Source organism: Brevibacterium moorei (genome assembly GCF_024580735.1).
GTDB lineage: Bacteria > Actinomycetota > Actinomycetes > Actinomycetales > Brevibacteriaceae > Brevibacterium > Brevibacterium moorei.
The window spans coordinates 75784-96672 of sequence record NZ_JANIJX010000003.1; the positions used below are offsets into that span (position 1 = coordinate 75784).

General features: G+C 68.0%; 19 protein-coding genes. 14 read left to right on the forward strand and 5 right to left on the reverse strand.

The window, feature by feature from the left end; genetic code table 11:
* Position 1: 1 nt before the first annotated feature.
* Positions 2-1198, reverse strand: a complete 1197-nt coding sequence (locus NQ034_RS03155; RefSeq protein ID WP_257046981.1) for a YycP family beta-propeller protein — start codon at positions 1196-1198, stop codon at positions 2-4.
* A 187-nt stretch (positions 1199-1385) separates the two neighbouring features.
* On the opposite strand from NQ034_RS03155, the gene NQ034_RS03160 reads away from it, so the two are divergent.
* The 3 genes from NQ034_RS03160 to NQ034_RS03170 all read left to right on the forward strand — a co-directional run bounded on the left by NQ034_RS03160 (position 1386) and on the right by NQ034_RS03170 (position 4555).
* Entirely contained in the window at positions 1386-2552 is a 1167-nt protein-coding gene (locus tag NQ034_RS03160) for a histidine kinase (RefSeq protein ID WP_257046982.1), read from the forward strand.
* 73 nt (positions 2553-2625) lie between these two features.
* On the forward strand, positions 2626-4008 hold the full coding sequence (gene glmM / locus NQ034_RS03165; protein WP_257046983.1) for a phosphoglucosamine mutase: 1383 nt from the start codon (positions 2626-2628) through the stop codon (positions 4006-4008).
* Positions 4009-4054: 46 nt separating this feature from the next.
* Positions 4055-4555 (forward strand): hypothetical protein, encoded by a 501-nt coding sequence (locus tag NQ034_RS03170; RefSeq protein WP_257046984.1) that lies wholly within the window; start codon positions 4055-4057, stop codon positions 4553-4555.
* Positions 4556-4595: 40 nt separating this feature from the next.
* On the opposite strand, the gene NQ034_RS03175 is transcribed toward NQ034_RS03170, so the two are convergent.
* From NQ034_RS03175 to NQ034_RS03185, 3 genes are all read right to left on the reverse strand, one after another.
* A complete protein-coding gene (locus tag NQ034_RS03175; RefSeq protein WP_257046985.1) occupies positions 4596-6473 on the reverse strand; it encodes an ABC transporter ATP-binding protein in 1878 nt (625 codons plus the stop codon).
* Between the two features lie 36 nt (positions 6474-6509).
* Positions 6510-7508 (reverse strand): type I pantothenate kinase, encoded by a 999-nt coding sequence (gene coaA, locus NQ034_RS03180; RefSeq protein ID WP_257047126.1) that lies wholly within the window; start codon positions 7506-7508, stop codon positions 6510-6512.
* 175 nt (positions 7509-7683) lie between these two features.
* Positions 7684-8505, reverse strand: a complete 822-nt coding sequence (locus tag NQ034_RS03185) for an aldo/keto reductase (RefSeq protein WP_257046986.1) — start codon at positions 8503-8505, stop codon at positions 7684-7686.
* Positions 8506-8668: 163 nt separating this feature from the next.
* Here NQ034_RS03185 and glmS point away from each other — a divergent pair, with 163 nt between their 5' ends.
* The 3 genes from glmS to NQ034_RS03200 all read left to right on the forward strand — a co-directional run bounded on the left by glmS (position 8669) and on the right by NQ034_RS03200 (position 12376).
* Positions 8669-10543 carry a glutamine--fructose-6-phosphate transaminase (isomerizing) gene (gene glmS, locus NQ034_RS03190; RefSeq protein ID WP_257046987.1) on the forward strand — a complete coding sequence of 625 codons (1875 nt, stop codon included), beginning with the start codon at positions 8669-8671 and terminating at the stop codon, positions 10541-10543.
* The gene (locus NQ034_RS03195) at positions 10543-11082 is read left to right on the forward strand and encodes a holo-ACP synthase (protein ID WP_257046988.1); all 540 of its coding nucleotides are present in this window, start codon (positions 10543-10545) and stop codon (positions 11080-11082) included. The genes glmS and NQ034_RS03195 overlap by 1 nt, the downstream gene beginning before the upstream one ends.
* Before the next feature lie 76 nt (positions 11083-11158).
* The gene (locus NQ034_RS03200) at positions 11159-12376 is read left to right on the forward strand and encodes a M20 metallopeptidase family protein (RefSeq protein WP_257046989.1); all 1218 of its coding nucleotides are present in this window, start codon (positions 11159-11161) and stop codon (positions 12374-12376) included.
* Between the two features lie 83 nt (positions 12377-12459).
* On the opposite strand, the gene NQ034_RS03205 is transcribed toward NQ034_RS03200, so the two are convergent.
* Positions 12460-13473, reverse strand: a complete 1014-nt coding sequence (locus NQ034_RS03205; protein ID WP_257046990.1) for a hypothetical protein — start codon at positions 13471-13473, stop codon at positions 12460-12462.
* A 319-nt stretch (positions 13474-13792) separates the two neighbouring features.
* Here NQ034_RS03205 and NQ034_RS03210 point away from each other — a divergent pair, with 319 nt between their 5' ends.
* Genes NQ034_RS03210 through NQ034_RS03245 form a run of 8 tightly spaced genes read left to right on the forward strand, consistent with a single transcriptional unit; the run spans position 13793 to position 20873 of the window.
* A complete protein-coding gene (locus NQ034_RS03210) occupies positions 13793-15535 on the forward strand; it encodes a bifunctional ADP-dependent NAD(P)H-hydrate dehydratase/NAD(P)H-hydrate epimerase (RefSeq protein WP_257046991.1) in 1743 nt (580 codons plus the stop codon).
* The gene (gene alr, locus NQ034_RS03215; protein ID WP_257046992.1) at positions 15532-16791 is read left to right on the forward strand and encodes an alanine racemase; all 1260 of its coding nucleotides are present in this window, start codon (positions 15532-15534) and stop codon (positions 16789-16791) included. The genes NQ034_RS03210 and alr overlap by 4 nt, the downstream gene beginning before the upstream one ends.
* Complete coding sequence (tsaE, locus tag NQ034_RS03220) at positions 16788-17339, forward strand: tRNA (adenosine(37)-N6)-threonylcarbamoyltransferase complex ATPase subunit type 1 TsaE (RefSeq protein ID WP_257046993.1); 552 nt, start codon at positions 16788-16790, stop codon at positions 17337-17339. The genes alr and tsaE overlap by 4 nt, the downstream gene beginning before the upstream one ends.
* Entirely contained in the window at positions 17336-17995 is a 660-nt protein-coding gene (gene tsaB / locus NQ034_RS03225) for a tRNA (adenosine(37)-N6)-threonylcarbamoyltransferase complex dimerization subunit type 1 TsaB (protein ID WP_257046994.1), read from the forward strand. Before tsaE ends, tsaB begins: the two co-directional genes overlap by 4 nt.
* A gap of 16 nt (positions 17996-18011) precedes the next feature.
* Entirely contained in the window at positions 18012-18440 is a 429-nt protein-coding gene (rimI, locus tag NQ034_RS03230) for a ribosomal protein S18-alanine N-acetyltransferase (RefSeq protein ID WP_257046995.1), read from the forward strand.
* 5 nt (positions 18441-18445) lie between these two features.
* Complete coding sequence (locus NQ034_RS03235) at positions 18446-19009, forward strand: SRPBCC family protein (RefSeq protein WP_257046996.1); 564 nt, start codon at positions 18446-18448, stop codon at positions 19007-19009.
* 48 nt (positions 19010-19057) lie between these two features.
* Positions 19058-20173 carry a tRNA (adenosine(37)-N6)-threonylcarbamoyltransferase complex transferase subunit TsaD gene (gene tsaD, locus NQ034_RS03240; RefSeq protein ID WP_373456778.1) on the forward strand — a complete coding sequence of 372 codons (1116 nt, stop codon included), beginning with the start codon at positions 19058-19060 and terminating at the stop codon, positions 20171-20173.
* Positions 20166-20873 (forward strand): NUDIX domain-containing protein, encoded by a 708-nt coding sequence (locus tag NQ034_RS03245; RefSeq protein ID WP_257046997.1) that lies wholly within the window; start codon positions 20166-20168, stop codon positions 20871-20873. Before tsaD ends, NQ034_RS03245 begins: the two co-directional genes overlap by 8 nt.
* The last annotated feature ends 16 nt before the right edge of the window (positions 20874-20889 follow it).

Below are 20889 nucleotides of genomic sequence, written 5' to 3' on the forward strand. Positions count from 1 at the left end.
ATCATCCTATGGCCGGGTTGTAGGCGAAGCCCTGTGCCCAGCGGTACTCGCCTGTCAGACGACCCAGGCCGGGTATCTTGAGTTCGGACTCCAGATGCCCGTCGGTCCGGCTGAAGGTCTTGATCGTGGACTTCGACCCCTTGGAGGCCAAGACGAATATGTGATGGGGGCTGATGTCGAAGGAAGTGTCACCATCACTGCCCATGTCCGTGTCGACGTCGATGCTGTACAGCCGGTGGGTCCTGTCCGTGCTCATATCGGTCTCCCACATGATGCTGTCAGGGGCCAGCCACTGGAGCCGACCGTCTGCGTAGGTGTGCTTGTTGTAATGTGAGCGGTCCAAGTAGTCGAGAGTGGGGAGGGGGAATCGGGAGCCGTCTTCGGCAACGAGTCGTGCGTCCGACCTCTGTCCGGTTTCCACATTCCATGTTCGAGCCGTTCCGTGGTGGTCTCGTGCATCTGTTTCGGGAAAGTCGGCCAATGTGTAGATGGTGTTTTCATGGCATGGTGACTGCAGGAGTCCGCCTTCGCTGACATCGTCATCCGGGGCATACGTCTTGATGATCTTCTCGTTCGTCTGATCCTTTTCCACTACTGTGGAAAAAGCGATCGGACTCCCCACTTCCGGGTCGTGACCTTCGGCAAATGACTCGCCGACTCCGTACATGGCATCGCCACAGATGCTGTTCGTGAAGTACAAGCCGTCTGCTCTGCCCCGGGCGAAAGTGGATGAAGACCGGAATTCGGCGATCATGCTGTAATGACCGTCGTCCTCCCAACCCTCGTTGTACAGCGACAGGATGGACTGTCCGTCGTCGCTGAAACCGGTGGACTCCAAGAGCTCGGGTTTCTTGTTTTTCGACACCTGCATCTGCGGTGTCAAGGAGAAGTCCTGGTCACGGTCGGACATATAGAGGCCGGACGAATTCCACAATGGCGTCCCGCGGTCCATCGGACTCGTGCGTATAGCCCTTATATGTCCCTGTTCGTCGATGAGGGTCAGATAAGAGGTATTGGTGCCCGGTCCTCGGTCCATGCTCCGGTTCGGCGGGCTGATGAACACGGAGTAGACGTCCCCTGTATCAAGGTGCAGAGCTTCCCGATCGACGATGTCGAAATGGCGGCTGGGGATCATCGTGCACCCGGTGAGGCTGAGGATGCTGGTAGCCAAAGCCAGATTGACGACGGTGGTGCGCATGGGTTGGTACTCCTTGATTCTCAAAGGGGCCGGCGCCGGGAGTGGGTACGGCTTCCGGCCTGTGGCTCCAACCTATGTCGGGTTCAGCGGCCACCGTATACGCTGAATGGCGTACATTCTTCTCAGCGCCCATTTCAGCGCCCCTCCTTTCCAAACAGTGCCCTTCCCATCACAGGAGAGTCCCCGCATGCACATGCGCGCGATGCTGCGCGGCAGCCGTTTCATCGATCCCTATGCGCGCAGCCTGCTGATCGGCTACGGCCTGTACCTGTCGGCGGTGGCCCTTCCCGAACTGCTCGGCGGACTGCATGGGGCGCTGGACTTCGCCGCTGGCCTGCTGGTCTGCCTCGCCGGCTTCGCTCCCGGCGTTTCTCTGGTAGGGCTGCTTGCTCTGGCCACGGTGGTCACCGCGGTCTTCGAACCCAGTGTCGTCTCCTATGACATTCCGGTGGCGGCTGCGATCGCCATGCTCATGTCCTACGGCCGGGTCCGGAGCGCGGTCCTGGGCGCGTTCACCTTCGCAGGACTCGCACTTGTCACCGCCGTCGGTCCTGCGGGGGACCTGACGTGGCAGGGCGTGCTCTATATGAGCGCGGACGTGATCCTCCTGGGCGGGCTGGGTCTGGCCTCGCATATGGCCGAGGGTCGTATTCAGTTCCTCATCGCGAAATCCGCAGCCGAGGCGGTCGTGGCCGAACGCGAACGGCAGAAACAGCGGGAGCGCTTCGCCATCGACGCCCACGACACCGTGTCCCACGGGCTGACCGCCGAGTACTTCATGATCACCTCTTTGCTCGCCGAGGCCGAGGATCCGCAACAGCGTGAACGCCTGGCTCAGCTGACACTGCACAACCGCGGTACCCAACAGCGGCTGCGCGAACTGTTGGCCGGCCTGGGCTCGACCCCCGTGGCCGTCGACCGTCCCCTGCACGAGGTGCTCGAGACGACGATCGACGACCTCGAGGCGACCTTCTACGCCGCCGGCCGCCCGCTGGAAATCCATACGGACATCGACCGGGACTCGAGCCGGACCCGGATCACCCCCGACCTGGCGGCGGACCTGAACTTCTTCATCATCGAACTGGCCACGAACATCCTCAAACACGCAGGTCCCGCACCCGTCCCCGCACTGTTCGTCGAGACCCGAGCCGGCCGGCTGGGACTGCGCACCCGCAACAGTCTGCGTGCGGCCTCGGCCGGGGCAGCGGAGGTCAAAAGCCTGCGCGCCCGCGCCGACGTACGCGGTGCCGAACTGTGCGCGCGAGTGGATTCCGGGGTACTCACCGTCGACCTCGCGGTGCCCTTGCCTCAATCTGGGAACGCGGTGGGCACTCCACTGGTTGTGAACGGATAAACTTGTTCCGGATTGGCAGGGGACCGTACGTGTGCGAAGTAGCGGTCCCGCAGAAGCGTGGAGAGAAGTGGACATGGGCAGGCTATTCGGAACCGATGGAGTGCGGGGACTGGCGAACCGCGACGTGACGGCGCGCCTGGCGCTGCAGCTGGGAGTCGCCGGCGCCCGCGTGCTGGGCAAGCCGGAGGACCGCACGGCGGGTCAGAAGAAGCCCTTCGCGATCGTCGGGCGCGATACCCGGATCAGCGGCGACTTCCTGTCCTCGGCGATCGCCGCTGGCATCGCCTCGACCGGGGTCGACGTGCGCGACGCCGGAGTCATCCCGACCCCCGGTGTGGCCCAAGCGGTCAAGGCCACCGGCGCGGCCTTCGGCGTGGTGCTCTCGGCCAGCCACAACCCGATGCCCGACAACGGCATCAAGTTCTTCGCCTTCGGCGGAACCAAACTCGACGATGCGGTCGAGGACCAGATCCTCGAACTGCTCGACGCCGAATGGGACCGCCCCACCGGCGCCGCGGTGGGCCGGATCTCCCGCTACCCTGCGGCCAGCGATAACTTCACCGAGCACCTGGTGTCCGGCGTGGGCGTCATCCCCGGCGCTGGCGACGTAGCCGACCAGCTGCCCCTGGCAGGACTCAAGGTCGTCATCGACTGCGCCAACGGCGCATCGTCCGTGGTGGGGCCCGCTGCACTGCGCCAGGCCGGGGCCGAGGTCGTCGTGATCGGCGCGGAGCCCAATGGCGAGAACATCAACGACGGGGTCGGATCGACCCACATCGAGCATCTGCAGCAGGCCGTCGTCGAACACCAGGCCGACGCCGGCGTGGCCTTCGACGGCGACGCGGACCGTTGCCTGGCCGTCGACGCCGTGGGCCGCGAGGTCAACGGTGACCAGGTCATGGGCATCCTGGCCCTGGCCCTGCACGAAGAGGGCAAGCTCGCCCAGGACACCCTGGTGACCACGGTGATGAGCAATCTGGGCCTGCGCCTGGCAATGGAGAAGCACGGCATCAAGACCGTGCAGACCGCGGTGGGCGACCGCTATGTGCTCGAGGAGATGCTGGCCTCGGGCTACAACCTGGGCGGTGAACAGTCCGGCCACGTGCTCATGCTCGACCACGGCACCACCGGTGACGGCGTGCAGACCGCGCTGCACCTGCTGCACCGCGTGGCGACCTCGAAGCGGACCCTGGCGGATCTGGCAGCGCAGATCCCCAAGCTGCCGCAGACGCTGATCAATGTGCGCGGGGTCGACAAGGCCCGCACCGATGATGCGGAACTGGCCGTGGAGATCGCCGCGGTCGAGGCCGAACTCGGCGACACCGGTCGCGTGCTGCTGCGTGCCTCCGGCACCGAACCGGTCATCCGCGTGATGGTCGAGGCGAAGACCGCCGAGGTCGCCCGCGCCCAGGCCGAACGCCTGGCAGGTCACGTCGAACGCCTCCTGGCACTGTGATCGCGCGGGCGCGGAGATGTGAGGGTGCAGTGAACATGGGAGCAGTGTGAACGCCGGCAAGAGCAGCGCCGGCCGGGGCTCCGCCGGGTCCGGCAAGAGCAACGCCGGAACCGAACTGGCGCTGCGCTCCGGACTGACCTCCGGCGGTCTGACCGCCGGTGTCACGATCATCTGGTGGATCGTCCTGCTGTGCCTGCGCGCTGCCGGCGGCCTGCCGGTGTTCTGGCAGAATATGGCATCCCTGGCCTGGTCCATGCTGGTCCTGGGGGCGCTGGCCACCGTGATCAACTACGTCGTCGGCTTCACCCGGGGCCGGATCCACTTTCCGGGTACTGGGGTGAACGGGCAGGGTCGGACCGCCGGGGGATCGGTGGGCGCCTGGCGCTGGCTGACCGCTGCCTTCCTGGCGCTGACCGCCCCGATCATCGTCTACGTGCTGGTGTCCTTCTGGCTGAACTCCGCAATGACGATCGGGCTGTGCCTGCTGTTAATCTGCGTGCCCGCGGCCCTGGCCTTCGTCGCGGTCTCCCGCACCACCGTGCGCTGAGGGCCCGGGGACGGGCCCGGGCCACTCTCAAACCCCGGTCTCAGCTCGGCAGGTGGGCGAACTGGGTGCGGTAGAGCTCGGCGTAACGTCCGTCGGTGGCCATCAGGGAGGAGTGGTCCCCGCGTTCGAGGATCCGGCCATCCTCGACCACCAGGATCAGGTCCGCCCCCACCACGGTCGACAGCCGGTGGGCGATGACGACCGAGGTCCGGCCGGCCATCGCCTCGTCCAGCGCCGCCTGCACCGCGGCCTCCGAGGTGTTGTCCAAGGCCGAGGTGGCCTCGTCCATGACGATGACCTCGGGTTCGGCCAGGAGCAGCCGGGCGATCGTCAGGCGCTGGCGCTCGCCGCCGGACAGCCGGTAGCCGCGCTCGCCGATCATCGTGTCCACTCCGTCGGGCAGGGCCGCCACCAGGCGGGACAGCTGTGCGCGCTCCAGCGCATCGGCCAGGTCCTCATCGCCGGCATCGGGCCGGGCCAGCAGCAGGTTCCCGCGGATCGTGTCGTGGAACAGGTGACCATCCTGCGTGACCATGCCGACGGCGTCCTTGAGGGTGCGGAAACTCAGTTCCCGCACATCGACCCCGCCGATCGACACCCGCCCGGAATCCACGTCGTAGAGCCGGGGGATGAGTGAGGCGATCGTCGACTTGCCCGCACCGGACGAACCGACCAGGGCCACGGTCCCACCGGCGGGGACCTCGAAGTCGATATCGTGGAGCACCTGACCACCCTCGTGCTGGGCGACCCTGCCCTCGCCCTCTTCCAAAGACGGCAGGGAAGTCTGTGCGGCGGTCGGATAGGTGAAGTCCACGTGCGTAAACCGCAGTCCCTTGGGCCCGGCGGGCAGCTCCCGCGGATTCTCCGCTTCGCAGATCAGCGGCTTGAGGTCGAGGACCTCGAACACGCGGTTGAAGCTGACCAGTGCCGCGACCACATCCAGGTGGGCGTTGGCCAGCATCGTCAGCGGCGTGTAGAGCTTGGTCAGCAGCATCGCCAGGGTGACCACGGCGCCGGCACTGAGATTGCCGACGACGGCCTGCCAACCGCCGATCCCGTAGACCACGGCCACCGCGAGGGCCGACACCAGGGTGAGGGCTGCGACGAAGGTCCCCTGCAGCACTGCCGTGCGCACGCCGATGTCGCGCACCCGGCCGGCCCGCAGGGAGAACTCCTCGGACTCCGCGGTGGGCCTGCCGAACAACTTGATCAGCGTGGCGCCGCCGGCGGAGAAGCGTTCGGTCATCCGGGTCGACATGTCCGCGTTGAGGTTCGCCGCCCGCGTCTGCAGGGCGCCCAAACGGCGCGCGACGAAGCGGGCGGGGATGAGGAAGACGGGCAGCAGCACCAGCGAGGCCAGGGTGATCGTCCACGAGATGGAGAACATGACGGCCAGGGTCAACAGCAGTGTCACCAGGTTCGAGACGACCGATGACAGGGTCGATGAGAAGGCGCGCTGGGCGCCGATGACGTCGGTGGACAGGCGTGAGACCAGGGCGCCGGTGCGGGTCCGGGAGAAGAACGCCACCGGCAGGCTGAGCACATGGTCGAACACGGCGGTGCGCAGGGAGTAGATGAGTCCTTCGCCCACGCGGGACGAGAAGTACCGGCTGGCCAGGGACAGGCCGGCGTCGACCAGGGCGATCACGCCGATGATGATGGACAGCCACACGACCGTGCGAAGCGGGCCGCGGGCGTTGATCGCATTGACGATGTCGCCGGCCAGCACCGGCGTGATAACGCCGATCCCCGCGGCTGCGATCGAGACGAGGATGAAGAGGACGAACGGCCGTTTCTGGCCTGCGACGAAGCCCCAGATCCGGGCCAGCGTCGCGCGATTGAAGGTGACCTGGGTCCCGCGCAAGTCCTCCGCTTTCACGGTGCGGCGCAGGATCATCTGTGGTGAAGGCGTGGACATGGGCCTCCCGTTATTCGATTGTCTTATCGAGTGCCTTTACAGTTTCCTCAACTGAACGCGTTTGACCGAATGATCTATTCCCTTGTGCAGGATCAGATCCGCCCGACCCCGGCTGGGCAGGACGTTCTCCCGCAGGTTCGGCGCGTTGATCGAATCCCAGATCTCTCCGGCCAACGCTGTCGCCTCGGCGGCATCCAGGGCGGAGAACCGGTGGAAGTAGGAATCCGGTTTGGTGAACGCGCCCTCCTTCAGATGCATGAAGCGCTCGATGTACCACTGCCGGATGTACTGGGTCTTGGCGTGGACGTAGATGGAGAAGTCGAAGTAGTCGCTGACCGACAGGCCCAGCTTCCCGTCATAGCCGGGCGTGGGCGGCTGGAGCACGTTGAGGCCCTCGACGATGAGCACATCGGGCCGGCGCACCGTGACCTGCGCACCGGGCACGATGTCGTAGGTGTGGTGCGAGTAGATCGGCGCGCGGACCTCGGGGGCGCCGGACTTGACCTCCTGGAGGAAGCGCAGCAGCGCCCGCCGATCGTAGGATTCGGGGAACCCCTTGCGGTCGGCCAGCCCCCGGCGCTCGAGTTCCCCGTTGGGGAACAGGAAGCCGTCGGTGGTGATGAGTTCGACCCGCGGGGTGTTCTCCCAGCGCGCCATCATCTCGCGCAGCACGCGCGCGGTGGTCGATTTCCCCACTGCCACGGAGCCCGCCACCCCGATGACGTAGGGGGTGCGCTCGGGTACCGGGTTCTTCCCCGTCTTGGTCAAGGGGGAGAAGAAGTCGCGGGTCATCTGGTGCTCGTGCGCGCGGGCGGCCACGTGCATGCTCAGCAGGCGCGACAGGGGCCGGTAGATCTGCGCGACCTCGGCCATGTCGATCCGGTCGCCGAGGCCGCGCAGCCGTTCGACGTCCGTGTCGGTCAGCGGCTGGGAGATGGCCTGGGCCAGCTCGGCCCACGATTCGCGATCGAACTGCCAGAAGGGGCTCAGCGTATGGGTGGCGGTCGCCCTGCGCTTGGGCAGCAGGCCTGCCAGCCGGCGGGCGGGTTCGAGTCCGAAATCATGAGCGTCATCAGTCACGGAAGACAATTCTGCCACGGCTCATGTGCCATCGCGCACACCGCATCGAACGCCGAGGCCGCACTCCGGTGACGAATCGTGTCACCCGGGTGCGGCCTCGGCCGTGCGGGATGCTGCGGGTCGCAGCTGTTTACTGCGGACCGAACTCGTCCGGGTTCGCGTTGACGCGGTTGCCGGAGTCCAGTGCGTCGATCGCTGCGAGATCCGTGGCGGACAGTGCGAAGTCCGTGACGTCGAAGTTCTGGGCGATGCGTTCGGGCGTGACCGACTTCGGAATGACGATCCGGCCGGCCTGCAGGTGCCAGCGGATGATGACCTGGGCGGGGGTCTTGCCGTGGCGCGCGGCGATCTCGCCGATCGTGCCGTTGCTCAGGTCGGCACCGGTGCCCAGGGGCGAATACGCTTCGGTGACGATCCTGTGATTCGCGTCGATCGACTGCACATCGCGCTGCTGGAAAGTCGGGTGCAGTTCGACCTGGTTGACCGCGGGCACGGTGGAACCGGCGTCGAGGACCTCGCGGACAAAGTGCGGCAGGAAGTTCGACACGCCGATCGACTTCACCAGGCCGTCCGCCTTGGCCTGCTCCATCGCCTCCCAGGCCTCCAGGCGCTTGTCCTGCCCGGGCACCGGCCAGTGGATGAGGTACAGGTCGACATAGTCCAGGCCCAGCTTCTCCAGGCTCTCCTCCAGAGCGGCGCGGGCGTCGGTGTGGCGGTCGTTCCACAACTTGGTGGTCACCCACAGGTCCTCGCGCGCGACGCCGGAGTCCGCGATGGCCTGCCCCACGCCCTTCTCATTGCGGTAGATCGCGGCAGTGTCGATATGGCGGTAGCCGACCTCGAGGGCCTTGGCCACGGCGGGCACGACTTCTTCGTCGGACACCTGCCAGACGCCGAATCCCAGCTGGGGGATCACATTGCCGTCGTTGAGTTCTACGTTCGGAATGGTCATGATGATCCTGTCTGTGCCGCGTTCGGCACGCTCGGGTCGAGGCGCCGCCCGGTGGTGGCGCACACACTTTCCGCAATCGATTATTCCATCATCCGCGCTGTTCACACAGGGTGGGGCGCGGGTTCGGCCGCGGAGGTCCGCCACTACCGATACCATTGGACCCATGTGTGGAATTGTTGGTTATGTGTCCGGTGTGCCCTTGGCGAATGCCCAGCACACCGCCGTCGACGTCCTGATGGGCGGTCTCAAACGATTGGAGTACCGGGGCTACGACTCCGCCGGTATCGCCGTGGTCACCGAAGACGGGGCCCTGGAGAGCCGGAAGAAGGCCGGCAAGCTGAGCAATCTGGCCGAACTGCTCGAAGCACAGCCGGTCACCGCCAGCCAGACCGGAATCGGTCACACCCGTTGGGCCACCCATGGTGGGCCCACCGACGTCAACGCCCATCCCCACCTGGCCGATGGCGGCAAGCTCGCGGTCATCCATAATGGCATCATCGAGAACTTCGCCAGCCTGAAGGAGCGTCTGCTCGCAGAGGGTGTCGAGTTCACCTCGGAGACCGACACCGAGGTCGCCGCCCATCAGCTGGCCAAGAACTACCGTGCCACCGGTGACCTGACCGAGGCCATGCGCATCACCACCACGCAGCTCGAAGGCGCCTTCACGCTGCTGGCAGTCCACGCGGACCTGCCCGGCACCGTGGTTGCCGCGCGTCGCAATTCCCCGCTGGTCATCGGCCTGGGCGAGGGCGAGAACTTCCTGGGCTCCGATGTCGCCGCGTTCATCGACTACACCCGTTCGGCGGTGGAGATCGGTCAGGACGAGGTCGTCACGATCACCCCCGATAGCGTTGCGATCATCGACCAGTCCGGCGCACCGGTCGAGGGCGAGTCCTTCGAGATCGACTGGGATCCGGCGACCGCGGAGAAGGGTGGCTTCGCCTCGTTCATGGACAAGGAGATCCACGATCAGCCGCAGGCCGTCGCGGACACCCTGCTGGGCCGGATGGACACCGAGGGCCGGCTGACCCTGGACGAAATGCGCATCGACGAGTCGATCCTGAAATCGATCGACAAGATCGTCGTCATCGCCTGCGGTACCGCGGCCTACGCCGGCCAGGTCGCCCGCTACGCGATCGAACACTGGTGCCGTATCCCCACCGAGGTCGAACTGGCCCACGAATTCCGCTACCGCGATCCCGTGGTCAACGAGAAGACCCTGGTCGTGGCGATCAGCCAGTCCGGCGAGACCATGGACACGATCATGGCCGTGCGCCACGCCCGCCAGCAGGGCGCCAAGGTCATCGCCATCTGCAACACCTTCGGGTCGACCATTCCGCGTGAATCCGATGCCGCCCTCTACACCCACGCTGGCCCGGAGATCGCGGTCGCCTCGACCAAGGCGTTCCTGTCCCAGATCGTCGCCTGCTACCTGCTGGGCCTGTACTTAGCGCAGCTGCGCGGGAACAAGTACCGCGACGAGATCGGGCTGATCCTGGGCGAACTGCAGAAGATCCCCGCGAAGATCCAGTCGTTGCTCGACGACCACAAGGACCAGGTGTTGGATCTGGCGCGCCGCCTCAAAGACACCGAATCGGTGCTCTACCTGGGGCGGCACGTGGGCTTCCCCGTCGCCCTCGAGGGCGCGCTGAAACTGAAGGAACTGGCCTATATCCACGCGGAGGGCTTCGCCGCCGGCGAACTCAAACACGGTCCGATCGCCCTGATCGACGAGGGCCAGCTGGTCTTCATCATCGTGCCCAACCGCTCCGGCCGGGACAACCTGCACGACAAGGTCATCTCCAATATTCAGGAGGTGCGCGCCCGCGGGGCGAACACGATCGTCATTGCGGAGGAGGGCGACACGGATGTGGAGCAGTTCGCCTCCGAGGTCATCTACGTGCCGGCCACGGCGACCCTGCTGGCCCCGCTGCTGACCACCGTGCCCCTGCAGATCTTCGCGATGGAACTGGCCACGGCCAAGGGCCTGGACGTCGACCAGCCCCGCAACCTGGCCAAGTCGGTCACCGTCGAATAATGCCGATCATCGGAGTGGGCGTCGACATCGCCGATGTGCCCCGGTTCGCCGAGCACATCGAGCGGGTGCCCGAACTGCTCGACAGGCTGCTGACGCCGGCCGAGCAGTTGAAGAAGAACGGGAAGCTGCGCACCGCGGAGTCCCTGGCCGCACGGTTCTCCGCCAAGGAGGCCCTGGTCAAGGCGCTGCGGTTGCCGCAGATCATCCCGTGGCACGAGGCCGAGGTCGTCTCCGCCTTTTCCGGCGCGCCCAGTTTCCGGCTTACCGGCTGGGTCCTCGAGCACTTCCGGACGATGGGCGGGCAGCGCCTGCACCTGTCGATCACCCACGATGCGGATCGCACCATGACCTTCGTCGTGGCCGAGGGCGCAGACGACTCCCAGCTATTGGCCGGTCATCCGCCGGTCGACCAGCCCGAGCCGCTGCTCCCCGGGTCGCCCGAGGCGCTGGCCCGGCTGGCCGAATTCCGCGCCGGGGCGCGGGCCGCCAAGGCCGAGCTCCGGGCCGCTCGTGACGCCGCTCGCGGGAAGACCGACTGACCCGGGGACCGCACAACGGGATGTTGGTCGGGAGCCGGTCGGCGGTGCGGGCACCGGCTGCACTAGAGTCGTGAACATGACGTCTGACACATGTGCCGAACAGCGCGCCCGCGCCACCGAACTACAGCCCCGGCTGGTGGAGTTGCGCCGCGACATCCACGCCCACCCGGAGATCGGCCTGGAGCTGCCGCGGACTCAGCAGACGGTGCTTGACGCGCTGGCCGGCCTCGACGGACTGGAGATCACCCGCGGAACCGGGCTGAACTCGCTGGCGATCGTGCTGCGCGGCGGCCGGCGGGATCCGGAACACCCTCGGGCCGTGCTGTTGCGCGCCGATATGGACGCTCTGCCGGTGACGGAGGCGACCGGTTTCGACTTCGCCTCGACCAACGGGGCAATGCACGCCTGCGGCCACGATCTGCACACCACCGGGCTGGTGGGCGCGGTCCATCTGCTCCACGCGATCCGCGGGGAATTGGCCGGCGACGTCCTGTTCATGTTCCAGCCGGGCGAGGAAGGCCAGGACGGAGCGGGCAGGATGCTGGCCGAGGGCCTGCTGGACGTGGTGGGGGTCCCCGTCATCGCGGCCTACGGAGTGCATGTGTCCGCCGATCAGCCGGCCGGGAACGTGTATTCGCGCCGCGGGTCGTATATGGCGGCATTCAACCGGTTGAATGTCACGGTGCACGGGCGCGGAGGACATGCCGCCCGGCCCTATGCCGCGCTCGACCCGATCCAGGCGGCCGCCGACATCATCGGGCAGCTGCAGGTCTGGGTGACCCGCCGGATCGACCCCTTCGACCCGATCGTGCTGACCGTCGGGCAGTTCAACGCCGGGACCGCGCCGAACATCATCCCCGACGAGGCGACCTTCATCGCCGGGGTGCGGACCTTCTCCCAGGAGACGACCGAATACTGTGCACGGGAACTGCCCCGGCTGATCGAAGGGGCGGCCGCGGCCCATGGACTGCGCGCCGAGGTCGAGTTCGCAACCGTGGTGCCCGCGACCATCAACGACGATGCGGAGGCCGACTTCTACCTGGAGTGCGCAGGGGAGCTGTTCGGGGCGCAGCGGGTGCACACGATGGAGCATCCGCGCACCGCCAGCGAGGACTTCTCCCGTGTGCTGCAGGCCGTCCCCGGATCCTATGGCCATTTCGGGGCGGCTTTGGCGGATGTGGACCCGCAGGACTGGCAGGCGAATCATTCGCCCAGGGCCCGCCATACGGATACGGCACTGGCCGACCATGCGCTGTTCCTGGCGGAGCTCGCCCGCCGCAGGCTGCTGGTCTAGCGATAGGACGGTGGCGCAAACGTAGGTTGGTGTCACAAAGTTCCGGTGAATCGGAGTGTAGACCGCCCTTTTACGACACCTTCCTACTTTTGCGACACCACCGAACCCGGGAGGTGCGGTGGGCCCGGCCACCCCCGCTGTCTCAGCGCACGTTCGATTCGTGCGAGGTAGTCGGATACAGGGGTTCCGCCATAGCCGTCGATCATGTGCCAGCCGACGTTTCGCAGATCGTCCGCCCTGTTCGCATCAAGGGTGCGGGCAGCTCGATCGTTGAAGTGATCGCGTCCGTGGTACTCGAAACCGACCCGGTAGTCCTCGAATGCCAGGTCTACCTCGCGGACTCTGCCCGAAGCGATCCTGACCAGGAAGTTGGGTATGGGCTCGGGCAGCCCGGCTGCGACGCAGGCCAATCTATATTCGGTCTCCTTCGGCGACCGGACCCCGTCTCTGGCACGGTCGACGGTCGTGAGCAACCGGGATGTGCGACGGTCGTGTGGCGCGGACACGATGCGCTCGCGCAGATCGGCCACGGATAGCTCTGGCGGGCCCCGCCAGCCCCCGACCACGGCTTCGATGACCATTATCAGCTCGTCTTCTGCGAGTTCGTCGACCAGTTCCATCAACATGTACGGACCCGCATTGAGTCGAATGCCATAACGTTCGACCGGCCAAAACAGCTTGGACCGGGAACTGGTCACCCCGGTGATCCGGTGGCGTTCGGCACTACCCGGTACGGTGACGTGCAGGTTGTCCAGATCTGCGCTCAGAGGGAGCGGATAGCCGTAGAGGAACGCCGCGGACAATCCACCTGCAACGGACCGCGGATGAAGGAGCTGGAAGGCCCGGGCCCTGGTGTGCAGTTCCTCCCATCGGGCATCGGCCCAGTCGGGCACCTGGAGTTCTTCGAAACGTCCCGGAACCGACCGGACGCCGTGGAGCACGGGTGCGGCCTGCCGAGTTTTCATTTGGTGCGAAGTGACGCCGAAGTCTCGGGCCTGCTCCGTTGTGATGAGGAAGGGCGCATTGAAGCGGCGCACGCCCGGCGCCCAGTAGCGCGGTGGGAACTTCCTTCGGAGTTCTTCCTGGGATTCGGTCATCTGGTCAGCATGGTCGAATCGCAGCTGCGCTCCAAGGCATGTAGGCCGGGTTGTGGAAAACGGCCTGAGTTTCCCCAGCCGCCGAAGCTGTGGTCGCAGATCAGTCCACAGGCGCAAACGTAGGTTGGTGTCACAAAGTTCCGGTGAATCGGAGTGTAGACCGCCCTTTTACGACACCTTCCTACTTTTGCGACACCACCGAACCCGGTTTGTGTCCGCACGGTCCTGACTGTGTCGACACTGGAAGACGCTGCGGCGTGCCGGGACCGGGACACGGCCAACCCTGCTGTGGCGCGCGGCACGTACTACCCTGGGAAGTATGCAGATTGCCTACACCGCGACCCAGGTGCGCGCCGCGGAACGTCCCCTGTTGGACGCCGGGCTGGGTGGGGCCCTGATGCGTCGGGCCGCAGCGGGACTGGCCAGTGCCTGCCGCAGACTGCTCATCGCCCACCGTAGGGCCGTGACCGGCGCCCGCGTGGTCGTCCTGGCCGGCAAGGGTAACAACGGTGGAGACGCCCTGTACGCCGCTGCGAATCTGGCCGCGCGCGGGGCCCAGGTGACGATCGTGCCGGTGCTCGGTACCGTCCACCCCGCGGGTCTGGCCGCGGCCCGCTCGGCCGGTGCCCTGCTCTACTCCGTACCGGAGGCCCCCGCTCCGACCGGGGACCGGGCGTCCACCGCGGCCCTCACCGATGCCGATTCCACGGAGTCGGCAACCGCGCCCTGGGAAGGCCTGGCCCGTGGCCCGCTGGCCCGTGCGGATCTGGTCATCGACGGAATCCTGGGCACCGGGGCCACCGGGGAGCCGACCGGCCCCATCGCAGACCTCATCACCGCCTGGCTAAAGACGTGGGACGATCCGGCGCACCGCTGTGGGCCCCTGCCCCTGATCGTTGCCGTGGACGTGCCCACCGGCGTGGACGCGTCCACCGGTCGCCGGGCAACGGTCCACGTGCCGGCCGATCTGACAGTGACCTTCGGCGCGCAGAAGGCCGGCCTGGTGCTGGCCGGCCTGCCCACGGAGGTCATCGACATCGGACTGGACTTGAGCCAGGTGCCCGAGTCCCGGACCATCGCCGAAGTCGAGGATGCGGACCTGGAAGAACTCCTGCCCTACCCGTCACCCACGGACCACAAGTACTCCCGCGGGGTGTTGGGTGTGCTGGCCGGTTCCCCCGAATACCCGGGCGCGGGACGGCTGGCCACCGGCGCAGCCGTGGCATGCGGCCTGGGAATGGTGCGGGTGTTCGGTGCGAAGAAGCTGCGCCGTGCCATCATCGACACGGTGCCCGAGGCCGTGCCGGGTGAGCTGGACGCCCCCGGCCGCTGTCGGGCCTTTTTGACCGGCCCCGGCGCCCCGGACGAGGTGCAGGTCGCCCAACTTCTGTCCACCGCCATCGAGGCCAATGCTCCTCTCGTGCTCGACGCCGGTGCCCTGCTCCAGGTTCCTGCACTGCTGGGCGCCGGAGCGGCCCTGCCCGCCGGATCCATTCTGACCCCGCATGTGGGGGAGTTCCGCACCCTGTACACGGGACTGGCCCGCGCCGGCCTGCTGGAGCCGTCCCCCGTCCCGGAAGCGGCCGCAGACCAGGATCGGAGTTCGGCACCGGGCGGAGCCGAGGGCCCGGGCACCGACCACGCGCCCACCGGACCGGACCTGGACGACCCCGAGCAGCGCCTCGCCGCGCTCCGGGGGATCGCCGCGGCCGTGGGAGCCGTCGTCCTGCTCAAGGGCCACCAGACCCTCATCGCAACCCCGGCCGGCGCCGTCTACGCTCCGACCCCGGGACCCGCGAACCTGGCGACTGCCGGCTCGGGCGATGTGCTCGCCGGCATCCTCGGCGCCCTGCTGGCCACCGGCGCCCACCGTGGGAACCAGACCTCGGCCCTGCTGGCCGCCGCTGGCGTGCTGCTGCACAACCGGATAGGCACGCGGCCCGCGGCCGGGCCCACGCCCACCCATGCACGGGCCTTCATCGAGCGCATCGCCACATGCCTGCCACCGAATCCGATGCGGCCGGCACCCACCATCCCCTCCCATCTATCGAGGACACGATGAAACCCGTCACCGAATACGCCACCACCGTCTGCACAGCCCGGATCGACCAATCGGCGATCACCCACAATGTGCGCGTGCTGGCCGCCCAGATCGCCCCGGCCACACTCATGGCAGTGGTCAAGGCCGACGCCTACGGCCACGGTATCGCCCATGTGGTGCCGGCGGCGCTGGCCGGGGGAGTGCGCGACTTCGGCGTGGCCACCGTGCCCGAGGCCCTGCAGCTGGCCGATCTGCTGGGCGAACTCGCCGCGGCCGGCACCCCCGGAGCCGCCGAGGCCCGCATCCTGGCCTGGCTCTACGACGTCGGCACCGACCTGGCCGAGGCCGTGGCCGCCGGGATCGAACTGGCCCTGCCCGGGGCCTGGGCCCTGGACCCCATCATCGCGGCCGGCCGGACCGCGGGGGTCGTCCCGCGGGTCCACCTGAAATGCGACACCGGCCTGGGACGCAACGGCTTCACCCCCGAACAGCTGGCCGCTTTCCTCCCCGCCCTGAGCGCGCTCGACGCCGCCCCCGCGGCCGGCACCCCGGCTGCCGGCGCGGACGTGACCGGCGCGCCCCTGCGGATCGTGGGGATCATGACCCACCTGGCGAAGGCGGACGAACCCGGCGACCCCGCCACGGCCGAGCAGCTCGAGGTCTTCGAGGCCTTCATCGGCCGGATCCGCTCCCTGCTCGAGGCCCATCCGGGGCTGGGAGCCGCAGACGAGCTCGACATCCACGCTGCGAACACCCCTGGCGCGCTGGCGCTGGATCCGTTCCCCGGCACCATGGCCCGGGTGGGCCTGGGCATCTACGGGCTCAGCCCGTTCCCCGAGGAGACCCCGGCGGATCTGGGCCTGCGCCCTGCCATGAGCTTGCGCTCACGGGTCCTGACGGTCAAGGAGGTGGCCGCCGGTCACGGGGCCTCGTACGGATACATGTACAGGGCACCGCAGGACACCCGCTTCGCCCTGGTGGCCGGCGGCTATGCCGACGGCATCCCGCGCACGGTCTCGGGCCGGGCGGAAGTGCTCATCGGCGGCCGCCGCTACCCGCAGGTGGGCCGGATCGCGATGGACCAGTTCATCGTGGACCTGGGGCCGGCGGACCACGGCGTCGCCCCCGGGGACGAGGCCGTGCTGTTCGGCCCCGATGCCGGTGCCCCAACCGCCGACGACTGGGCCGGCTGGGCGGAGACGATCAACTACGAGTTCGTCACCTGCATCTCCGGGCGCGTGGCCCGCGTGGCAGGGGAATCCGGGGAGGGCGCATGACCGATCAGCTGACCGTGACACTCGAGATCGCCGACCTCGAGGCGCTGGAGGACTTCGCGGCGCGCCTGGCCCCACTCCTGCGCGCAGGCGACCTCATCATCCTGACCGGCAATCTGGGCGCGGGCAAGACGACGTTCACCCAGGCGCTGGGATCGCGGCTGAACGTCAAAGGGCGGATATCCTCGCCCACCTTCGTCATCGCCCGTGAACACAAGTCCCGCGGTACCGGACCCAACCTCGTCCACGTTGACGCCTACCGGCTGGACGGACAGACGGAGCTGGCCGATCTGGACCTGGACTCCGAACTCGAAGAATCCATCACCATCGTCGAATGGGGCGCGGGGATGGCCGAACAGCTCGATGACGAGCGCCTGGAGATCGTGCTGGACCGCCCCGACGAGGATCCGGAATCCGAACGCAGAACGGTGGTCCTCACCGGCCGCGGTGCCCCGTGGGCCCACCGACTGACCCTGCTGGCGTCCCCGCCACAGGATGCGGGCGCGCGCGAACCGCACGTGCAGAAGGAAACGAAGGAAGACGAAAAATGATCACCCTGGCCCTTGACTCATCGGGGGCGGCCTCGGCCGCGATCCTCGACGGCGAAACCGTCGTGGCCCAGTGGAGCGAGACCCATGCCCGCAAGCACGCGGAACACCTGGGCCCGGCCCTGCAGGAACTCCTGGCCGCCGCGCCCTCCATCGATCAGGTGATCGTGGGCGTGGGACCCGCGCCCTTCACCGGATTGCGCGCCGGGATCGCCATGGGACTGGGCGCTGCCGTCGGCCGCGACGTGCCGATCGCCGGTTGGCCCAGCCACGACGGTCTGGCGCTGCGCGTCTACGGGCGCCCGCAGGCCGCGGGGCGAACCCTGTTGGTGGCCACCGATGCGCGCCGCAAAGAGGTCTACTGGACCCTGTACCGGGGGCTGGACGAGGCCGGCCTGCCCGTGGTGGTCTCCGGCCCAGACGTCTCCAAACCCGCCGACCTGGCAGCCGTCCACCCGCGTGCAGGGGTGCTGCACGCCGGTATCGGCTTCGATCTCTACACGGAGTTGCTGGGAGCCTCGGACTTCCCGCAGTGCGCCGAACCGTTGGCCGCCGACGTGGCGCGCGCGGCACTGCGCGCCCGGGCCGCCGGCCGTGAACTGCTGCCGGTGACTCCCCTGTACCTGCGGGAACCGGATGCCAAGCCCCTGCACGCCTGATCCCATCATCCGCCGGATGCGGTGGTTCGACGTCGACGAGGTCGTGGCCCTGGACCGGATGGCCTTCGGGCCTGACACCTGGACCACCGAGTTCTTCTTGGCCCAGTTGGCCGGACCGGGGAACCACTTCCGGGTGGTGCGCGATGCCGGTACCGATGAGCTGCTGGGCTACGCCGGGCTGAGCGTGGCCGGCGGGGAGGCCGAGGTTCTCACCATCGCCACCGCCCCGAGCGCTCGCGGTCGGGGGATTGCGCGCACGCTGTTGACCGGGCTGATCGACCTGGCCCGTTCGAATGGGGCCGAGGCCGTCTACCTCGACGTGCGCGATGACAACTCCCCGGCGCTGGGCCTCTATCGCTCCCTGGGCTTCGCCGAGCTGGGCCGGCGGCCGGTCTACTACCATGACGCGGACGCGCTTGTGATGCGCGCGCTGCTGATAGATTGAAGGCTATGATCTCCTCCTCCGGCTATCTCGGCGACCCGCCGGCGCCCACGACCGTGAACATCGCCGCCGAACTGTCGTCCTGGGAGGACGGAGTCGATCTGCTCCTGCGCGTCGACGTCGCGGCCGATCCGGCCCATGTTTGGCTGCTGGCCACGGACCCCGTGCGCTGCGGGGAGTGGTTCGCGGTCTGGCAGCGTACCGGGGACGCCACCGGTGGTACCGGCGGTGACGATCCGGAGCGGATCGCCTTCGTCTTCGGCCCCGCCGAAACCCTGGCCGCTCAGGTGCTCAGCTGTGTGGCGGGCGTTCACGTACTACTCGATCTGGCCGGCCTCGGCCGAGTCGGCCTGTCTCTGGCACCCACGGCGGACGGCACCGCCACCCGGGTCTCCCTGGCCCAGACTTTCGAAACCGAATCGGCCGCCCGCGCCGCCACCCCCGAGTTCGGCCCGGTGTGGGAGACGCACCTGCGGATGCTGGCCTCGGCCCTGGGCACCGGAATGGCCGACCCGGGGGAGGACGCGCTGAGCGCGCGTTACGCCCAGCTGGCCCGCGAGCCCCTGGCCTGAGGACGGGAACCGTCCCCGGGAAAATCTCGATACACGAAGAAGATGACGATGATGACTGACAGCGCACAGGGCCCCCTCGTCCTGGGCATCGAAAGCTCCTGCGATGAGACCGGGGTGGGCATCGTGCGCGGGCACACCCTGCTGACGAACTCCGTGGCATCCTCGATGGACGAACACGTCCGCTTCGGCGGGGTCGTCCCGGAGGTCGCCAGCCGTGCCCATGTGGAATCCTTCACCCCGGTGATCCGGGCGGCCCTGGACCGGGCCCAGGTGGGGTTGGACGAGATCGACGCGATCGCGGTCACCGCCGGCCCCGGGCTCTCCGGTGCCCTGCTGGTGGGCGTGTGCGCGGCCAAGGGCCTGGCCGCTGCCACCGGCAAGCCCCTGTACGGGGTCAACCATCTGGCCGCCCACGTGGCCGTGGACTTGGTCGCCCCGGACTCGCCCGGACTGGTCACCCCGACCCTGGCGCTGCTGGTCTCCGGGGGGCATACGGAGATCCTCAAGATCACCGATATCGTCTCGGGCGTGACCATGCTCGGCTCGACGATCGACGATGCCGCAGGAGAGGCCTTCGACAAGGTGGCCCGCCTGTTGGGCCTGGACTATCCGGGCGGTCCCAATATCTCCAAGGCCGCCCTGGGCGGGTTCGACGGTCCCGCGGGTCCCGGCACGCCGGGCGACCCCGCTGCGGTGGCATTCCCCCGGGGTCTGATGAATGCGAAGGATCTGCGCCGGCCCGAGCGCCGGTACTCGTTCTCCTTCTCCGGGCTGAAGACCGCCGCGCTGCGCTATGTCACCGCCGACCGCGCCAGGGTCGACGCCGGCGGGGACCGGACGCGGCTGGCCGATGTGGCCGCCAGTTTCGAAACCGCGATCGTCGACGTGCTAGTGAGGAAGACGCTCATGGCCGCCGAGGATACGGGGATCGACCACGTCCTGCTGGGTGGGGGAGTAGCCGCCAACCGCCGCCTGCGCGAAACCCTGGCCGAGGCCTGCGCCAAGCACGGGGTGACGCTGCGGGTGCCGCCCCTGGACCTGTGTACGGACAACGGGGCGATGGTCGCGGCGCTGGGCGCCGAGATAGTCTCCCGCGGTCTGCCCGCCAGCGACTTCGGTTTCGGAGTCGATTCCTCTCTGGAAGTCGAGGACGTCTGTGTCTGATTCTCCCGCCGAACCCACCCGGTCCGATTCTCCCGCCGATTCCAGCCGGCCCACTTCCCCCGCCGGCGCAAGCGGCGGGAGGGGGTACCGCGGGACCGGTCCGGCCCCAGATAGGTCCCAGGGCATCGAGGAGCGCTTCGCACAGGCCGATTGGTCGCGTTTCTCAGCCGACAATCACCCGCCCACCGCGGACTTCCCCCTGGGAAATCCGCCACGTCCCTCACGCGCCGGTCTGCGGGCGCGCCGCCGGTCGGGCGACGGCTGGACCGAAACCCCCGACGGCAGGTTCTGGGGTCTGTACGGGGCAGCCGGCCTGCTCATTCACGATCCCGCGCGCGGCGTGCTGCTTCAGCATCGGATCTGGTGGTCGGCCAACGGCGGAACCTGGGGAGTGCCGGGTGGGGCGATCGACCAGGGCGAGACCCCGGTGCAGGGCGCGATCCGCGAATCCAACGAGGAGGCCGGCGTACCGGATCTCGACGGCACGGGCATCGAGATCATCGACACCCATGTGGTCGACAAGCACGGCTGGTCCTATACGACCGTAGTGGCCAGGGCCACCGCACGGCTGCAGGAGACGATCACCGACGCCGAGAGCGTCGAACTGCGCTGGGTGCCGCTTAACGAGGTGGCCGACTACGATCTGCACCCCGGGTTCGCCGCCGCCTGGACCGAACTCCGCCGCAGTCTGACTGTCTGAGCCGCCGCGGCCCACG

Bases quoted from the DNA above. Each gene is read 5' to 3' on its own strand.
- NQ034_RS03155 (WP_257046981.1), bottom strand. From the start codon at position 1,198: ATGCGCACCACCGTCGTCAATCTGGCTTTGGCTACCAGCATCCTCAGC.
- NQ034_RS03160 (WP_257046982.1), top strand. From the start codon at position 1,386: ATGCACATGCGCGCGATGCTGCGCGGCAGCCGTTTCATCGATCCCTAT.
- glmM (WP_257046983.1), top strand. From the start codon at position 2,626: ATGGGCAGGCTATTCGGAACCGATGGAGTGCGGGGACTGGCGAACCGC.
- NQ034_RS03175 (WP_257046985.1), bottom strand. From the start codon at position 6,473: ATGTCCACGCCTTCACCACAGATGATCCTGCGCCGCACCGTGAAAGCG.
- NQ034_RS03185 (WP_257046986.1), bottom strand. From the start codon at position 8,505: ATGACCATTCCGAACGTAGAACTCAACGACGGCAATGTGATCCCCCAG.
- glmS (WP_257046987.1), top strand. From the start codon at position 8,669: ATGTGTGGAATTGTTGGTTATGTGTCCGGTGTGCCCTTGGCGAATGCC.
- NQ034_RS03195 (WP_257046988.1), top strand. From the start codon at position 10,543: ATGCCGATCATCGGAGTGGGCGTCGACATCGCCGATGTGCCCCGGTTC.
- NQ034_RS03200 (WP_257046989.1), top strand. From the start codon at position 11,159: ATGACGTCTGACACATGTGCCGAACAGCGCGCCCGCGCCACCGAACTA.
- NQ034_RS03205 (WP_257046990.1), bottom strand. From the start codon at position 13,473: ATGACCGAATCCCAGGAAGAACTCCGAAGGAAGTTCCCACCGCGCTAC.
- NQ034_RS03210 (WP_257046991.1), top strand. From the start codon at position 13,793: ATGCAGATTGCCTACACCGCGACCCAGGTGCGCGCCGCGGAACGTCCC.
- alr (WP_257046992.1), top strand. From the start codon at position 15,532: ATGAAACCCGTCACCGAATACGCCACCACCGTCTGCACAGCCCGGATC.
- tsaE (WP_257046993.1), top strand. From the start codon at position 16,788: ATGACCGATCAGCTGACCGTGACACTCGAGATCGCCGACCTCGAGGCG.
- tsaB (WP_257046994.1), top strand. From the start codon at position 17,336: ATGATCACCCTGGCCCTTGACTCATCGGGGGCGGCCTCGGCCGCGATC.
- rimI (WP_257046995.1), top strand. From the start codon at position 18,012: ATGCGGTGGTTCGACGTCGACGAGGTCGTGGCCCTGGACCGGATGGCC.
- NQ034_RS03235 (WP_257046996.1), top strand. From the start codon at position 18,446: ATGATCTCCTCCTCCGGCTATCTCGGCGACCCGCCGGCGCCCACGACC.
- tsaD (WP_373456778.1), top strand. From the start codon at position 19,058: ATGATGACTGACAGCGCACAGGGCCCCCTCGTCCTGGGCATCGAAAGC.